Source organism: Kitasatospora putterlickiae, assembly GCF_039527695.1.
GTDB lineage: Bacteria > Actinomycetota > Actinomycetes > Streptomycetales > Streptomycetaceae > Kitasatospora > Kitasatospora putterlickiae.
In genome coordinates this window covers 1-5,576 of sequence record NZ_BAAAKJ010000346.1, presented here as the reverse complement: position 1 = coordinate 5,576, position 5,576 = coordinate 1, and the positions used below count along the sequence as shown (strand labels likewise).

Sequence of the window (5,576 nt, the reverse complement as noted above, 5' to 3'; positions counted from 1 at the left end):
CACCCCGCACCCCCTCGGCCACGGCCGAGGGGGTCGTCGGCGTTCCGGAGGAAGCGGGCGGCAGGGCGCAGGACGGCTGGACGGGCGGGCGCGGCGGGCCTCGCGGGGGACAATGGCGGGGTGATCAGTAGCCCCGTTCTCGACCCGACCCGCCTCGCCAAGCTGCGCGAGGCGCTGCTCGCCGCCTCGTACACCGCCGACGGCTGCCTGGACCTGCTCGGGCCCGCCGGGTACTCGGCGCTGGCCCGCAGCGAGGCGGTGCCCGCGCTGCGCGCGACCCGCGGCGGCAGCCCGCTGGAGACGCTGGTGCGGCTCTTCCTGCTGCAGCAGCCCGTGCCGTACAAGGCGGCCGCCGCCGCGCTGCCGGTGGAGGACTGCCTGGCCGACGGCTGGCTGCGTCCGGACGGTGAACTGGTGCGCGCCACCGTGGACGTCCGCCCGTACGCCAACGAGGTCGCCGGGCTGCCGGGTTCGGACGCCTGGGTGGTCTCCGACCTGGGCTGCGCGGTCGGCGGCGCGGGCGGGATCGGCTCCGGCGAGACCGCGCACGGCGTGGCCCGCAAGGACCTGGTGCTCGGGGTGGGTGGCGCGTCCACCACGCTGGCCAACATCACGGTGCGCCGCCCGGTCCGCTCGGTGCTGGACCTCGGTTCCGGCTCCGGCGTCCAGGCCCTGCACGCCGCCCGGCACGCCCAGCGGGTGACCGCGACCGACCTCAACGCGCGGGCGCTGCGCTTCACCGAGCTGACCCTGGCGCTGTCCGGCTTCGACAACACGGAGACCGCCGCCGGCAGCCTCTTCGAGCCCGTGGGGGACCGGCGGTTCGACCTGATCGTCTCCAACCCGCCGTTCGTGATCTCGCCGGCCGGCCGGTTCACCTACCGGGACGGCGGGATGGCCGGGGACGACCTCTGCCGCGGCCTGGTCCGCTCGGCCGCCGCCCACCTGGAGCCGGGCGGCTACTGCCAGTTGCTGGCCAACTGGCAGCACGTCAAGGGCGAGGACTGGCACGACCGTCTGGCCGGCTGGGTGGCCGGCACCGGGCTGGACGCCTGGATCGTCCAGCGCGAGGTGCAGGACGTCGCCCAGTACGCGGAGCTCTGGCTGCGCGACGGCGGTGACCACCGCGGCCCCGGCGGCGACTACCTGGCCCGGTACGGGGAGTGGCTGGACGCCTTCGAGGCCGGCCGGGTCGAGGGCGTCGGCTTCGGCTGGATCACCCTGCGGGCGAGCGGCGCCGAGCGGCCGACCGTCCGGGTGGAGGAGTGGCCGCACCCGGTGGAGCAGCCGCTCGGCCCGCACATCGAGGAGTGGTTCGACCGGCAGGACTTCCTGCGCGCGCACGACGACGCGGGCCTGCTGGCGGCACGGTACGTGCTGGCCGACGAGGTCGTCCAGGAGCAGGTGGGAGCGCCGGGGGCGGAGGACCCCGAGCACGTGATCCTGCGTCACAACCGGGGGATGCGCCGGGCCACCAAGGTGGACACGGTGGGAGCCGGCTTCGTCGGGGTCTGCGACGGGACGCTGTCGGCGGGCGAGATCGTCGACGCGATCGCCCAGTTGCTGGGCGAGGACCGGGTGGTGCTGCGGGACCGCGTGCCGGAGTCGCTGCGGCTGCTGACCGAGCAGGGGTTCATCCGGCCGGTGGTCTGACAGCCGAGGACCGGGGGCGCCGGTTCACTTCGCGGCTTCCCCCGGTTCGTCGGCCGTTCGCCGAACATCTGCCCCTCGTTGGCCGTGGACTGTGAGGCTCTGTCCACAGGCTGTGGACAGGGCTGGGGGCGGCTGGGGTGGAAACGACGACGGCGACGGCGGGGGGCGCGATACTCGCCCTCTTCGGCGGCGCACTCCTGTTCTGGTGCGCCGCCGAAGTGCGTCTGCGCCACCGGGTGCGCCGTCGAGGCCGACCGGCCGTCGCGACCGTCGTGGCCGAGGCCGACGCGCACGGCGAACTCGACAGCGCGCCCCTGCTCTCCTTCGCCACCGGGCCCGCCGCGGCGGTGTCCGGCGGCGGAACGCTGGCCGTCGAGGCGTGCGAACTGGTGCTGACCCGCCCGCGCGGCCACACCCCGCTGCGCCGCCCGCCCCGGCTCGTGCCGGGCACCTCCGTCCGGATCGCCTACGACCCCCGCCGCCCCGGCCTCGCGGTGCTCGCGCCGGAGGAGGGCGGTCCGCGGGCCGTCGTCGCCGACCTGCTGTGGACGGCGCTCGGCGTCGGCTGCCTGGGCGCCGGTACGCTCCTGCTGCTCATCGCCAGGTAGCCGGGTGGTCGGCGACGACGGCCCAGGCCTGGCCGCTCCCGGCCCGGCGGGATCCGGGGGTGGATATTCCGTTGACAGATTTTGAAATCCGTCATTCCATCCTTCGAAACCCGCCGAAGCCCCCCTCCGCAGGGCGCGATCCGTCGCGCTCGGGTTACCGTTCGAGTGGCGTCGGTCGGCCTTGCCGGTGAAATCGCGGGATCCGTCCGTTTGACAAGGGTGGCCGGGGTACGGTCACACTCCGCTGGTGGGGTCGTCGTACAGCGGCAGCCCCGGGACGGTGGAGGGGTCGGGCGGAGCGCAGCCCGTGCTGCCAGCGCCGACCAGCTCACGTAACGACCGGGAGAGAAGAGCGAAGGTGTCCCCGAGCAGCGAGACCGCGCACGGACAGCGACTCGTCATTGTCGAGTCGCCGGCCAAGGCGAAGACGATCAAGGGCTACCTGGGCCCCGGCTACATCGTCGAGGCGAGCGTCGGGCACATTCGCGACCTCCCGAGCACGGCCGCCGAGGTCCCGGACAAGTACACCGGAGAGGTGCGCCGCCTCGGTGTCGACGTCGACCACGACTTCGCTCCGATCTACGTGGTCAACGCGGACAAGAAGTCCCAGGTCAGCAAGTTGAAGTCGCTGCTGGCGGAGTCCGACGAGCTCTTCCTCGCCACCGATGAGGACCGCGAGGGCGAGGCCATCGCGTGGCACCTCCAGCAGGTGCTCAAGCCCAAGGTGCCGGTGCACCGCATGGTGTTCCACGAGATCACCAAGGCCGCCATCCAGGAGGCGGTGGCCAACCCGCGCGAGCTGAACCAGCGCCTGGTGGACGCCCAGGAGACCCGCCGCATCCTCGACCGCCTGTACGGCTTCGAGGTCTCGCCGGTGCTCTGGAAGAAGGTCATGCCGAAGCTGTCGGCCGGCCGCGTCCAGTCGGTCGCGACCCGGCTGGTCGTCGAGCGCGAGCGCGAGCGGATGGCGTTCCGCTCGGCCTCGTACTGGGACCTGGTCGGCACCTTCGGCACCGGCCGCACCCCGGCCGACGCGGCCAACCCGGAGAGCTTCGGCGCCCGGCTGACCGCCGTTGACGGCAAGCGGATCGCCAGCGGCCGCGACTTCGGCCAGGACGGCCGGCTCAAGGCGGGCAGCGCCAACACCCTGCACCTGGACGAGCAGGCCGCCCGCACGCTGGCCGCCGCCCTGGAGCAGACCGCGTTCTCGGTGCGCGGCGTCGAGTCCAAGCCCTACCGCCGCTCGCCCTACGCGCCGTTCCGCACCACCACGCTCCAGCAGGAGGCCAGCCGCAAGCTGGGCTTCGGCGCCAAGCGGACCATGCAGGTGGCCCAGAAGCTGTACGAGAACGGCTTCATCACCTACATGCGTACCGACTCCACCACGCTGTCGGACACCGCCGTGAACGCCGCCCGCGCGCAGGTCACCCAGCTGTACGGCGCCGACTACCTGCCAGACGCGCCGCGCACCTACGCCTCCAAGGTGAAGAACGCGCAGGAGGCGCACGAGGCGGTCCGCCCGTCCGGCGACCGCTTCCGCACTCCCGCCGAGACCGGCCTGAGCGGCGACGACTTCAGGCTCTACGAGCTGATCTGGATGCGCACCGTCGCCTCCCAGATGAAGGACGCGGTCGGCCAGTCGGTCACCGTCAAGGTGAGCGGCCGGGCCGCCGACGGCCGGGACGTCGAGTTCTCCGCCTCCGGCAAGATCATCACCTTCCACGGCTTCCTCAAGGCCTACGTGGAGGGCGCCGACGACCCGAACGCCGAGCTGGACGACCGCGAGCGCCGCCTGCCCCAGGTCACCGAGGGCGACCCGCTGGCCGCCGAGCGGCTCACCCCCGAGGGCCACGCCACCAAGCCGCCGGCCCGCTACACCGAGGCCTCGCTGGTGAAGGAGCTGGAGGACCGGGAGATCGGCCGCCCCTCCACCTACGCCTCGATCATCGACACCATCATCGGCCGCCGGTACGTCTTCAAGAAGGGGACGGCGCTGGTGCCGTCGTTCCTCTCCTTCGCCGTGGTCAACCTGCTGGAGAAGCACTTCGGCCGGCTGGTCGACTACGACTTCACCGCGAAGATGGAGGACGACCTCGACCGGATCGCGGCCGGCGAGGCGAAGTCCGTGCCGTGGCTGAAGCGCTTCTACTTCGGCGAGGGCTCCGGCGAGGGCGTGGCCGCGGGCGGCGCCGCCGAGGCCGGCAACGGCGACGGCGACCACCTGGGCGGTCTGAAGGAACTGGTCACCGACCTCGGCGCGATCGACGCCCGGGAGATCAGCTCGTTCCGGGTCAGCGACGACATCACCCTGCGGGTCGGCCGTTACGGCCCGTACGTGGAGCGCGCCTCCGAGGTCGAGGGCGAGCCCGGCCAGCGCGCCGACATCCCGGACGACCTGCCGCCGGACGAGCTGACCGTCGAGCTGGCCGAGGAGCTGCTGGCCCGCCCCAGCGGCGACTACGAGCTCGGCCCGGACCCGGTCAGCGGCAACATGCTGGTCGCCAAGGACGGCCGCTACGGCCCGTACGTCACCGAGATCCTGCCCGAGGGCACGCCCAAGACCGGCAAGAACGCCGTCAAGCCGCGCACCGCCTCGCTGTTCAAGACGATGTCGCTGGACACCGTCACGCTGGAGGACGCGCTGAAGCTGCTCTCGCTGCCGCGGGTGGTCGGCGTCGACCCGGAGGGCGTGGAGATCACCGCGCAGAACGGCCGCTACGGCCCGTACCTGAAGCGCGGCACCGACTCCCGCTCGCTCACCGGCGAGGACCAGCTGTTCACGGTCACGCTGGAGGAGGCGCTGGCGATCTACGCCCAGCCCAAGCAGCGCGGCCGGGCCGCCGCCGCGCCGCCGCTCAAGGAGCTGGGCACCGACCCGGTCAGCGAGCGCCCGGTGGTGGTCAAGGACGGCCGGTTCGGGCCGTACGTGACCGACGGCGAGACCAACGCCACGCTCCGCAAGGACGACGCGGTCGAGACCATCACCCCCGAGCGCGGCTACGAGCTGCTCGCCGAGAAGCGGGCGCGCGGGCCGGTCAAGAAGACGGCGAAGAAGGCCCCGGCGAAGAAGGCGGCGGCCAAGAAGACCGCGACCAAGACCGCCGCGAAGAAGACCACCACGGCGGCCAAGACGGCGGCGAAGAAGACCACCACCGCGAAGAAGGCCGCCACCAAGACGACGGCGGCCAAGAAGACCGCGGCGAGCAAGACCACCGCGAGCAGGACCACCGCCACCGACGAGGGCTGACCCCCGGTCGGTCGCACCCGGGCCCGCGTCCGCCCCGGCGGCGCGGGCCCGAACCGTTTCCCGGTCCG

Annotated in this window: 3 protein-coding genes; all 3 read left to right on the top strand. The window is 73.0% G+C overall.

Going from position 1 to position 5,576, the window contains the following annotated elements:
- Positions 1–120: 120 nt before the first annotated feature.
- The 3 genes from ABD308_RS32205 (at position 121) to topA (ending at position 5,508) form a co-directional block, all read left to right on the top strand.
- Complete coding sequence (locus ABD308_RS32205) at positions 121–1,653, top strand: DUF7059 domain-containing protein (protein ID WP_344342972.1); 1,533 nt, start codon at positions 121–123, stop codon at positions 1,651–1,653.
- A 137-nt stretch (positions 1,654–1,790) separates the two neighbouring features.
- Positions 1,791–2,261 carry a DUF3592 domain-containing protein gene (locus tag ABD308_RS32200; protein WP_344342970.1) on the top strand — a complete coding sequence of 157 codons (471 nt, stop codon included), beginning with the start codon at positions 1,791–1,793 and terminating at the stop codon, positions 2,259–2,261.
- Positions 2,262–2,619: 358 nt separating this feature from the next.
- Positions 2,620–5,508 (top strand): type I DNA topoisomerase, encoded by a 2,889-nt coding sequence (gene topA / locus ABD308_RS32195; RefSeq protein ID WP_344342968.1) that lies wholly within the window; start codon positions 2,620–2,622, stop codon positions 5,506–5,508.
- Positions 5,509–5,576 lie beyond the last annotated feature (68 nt).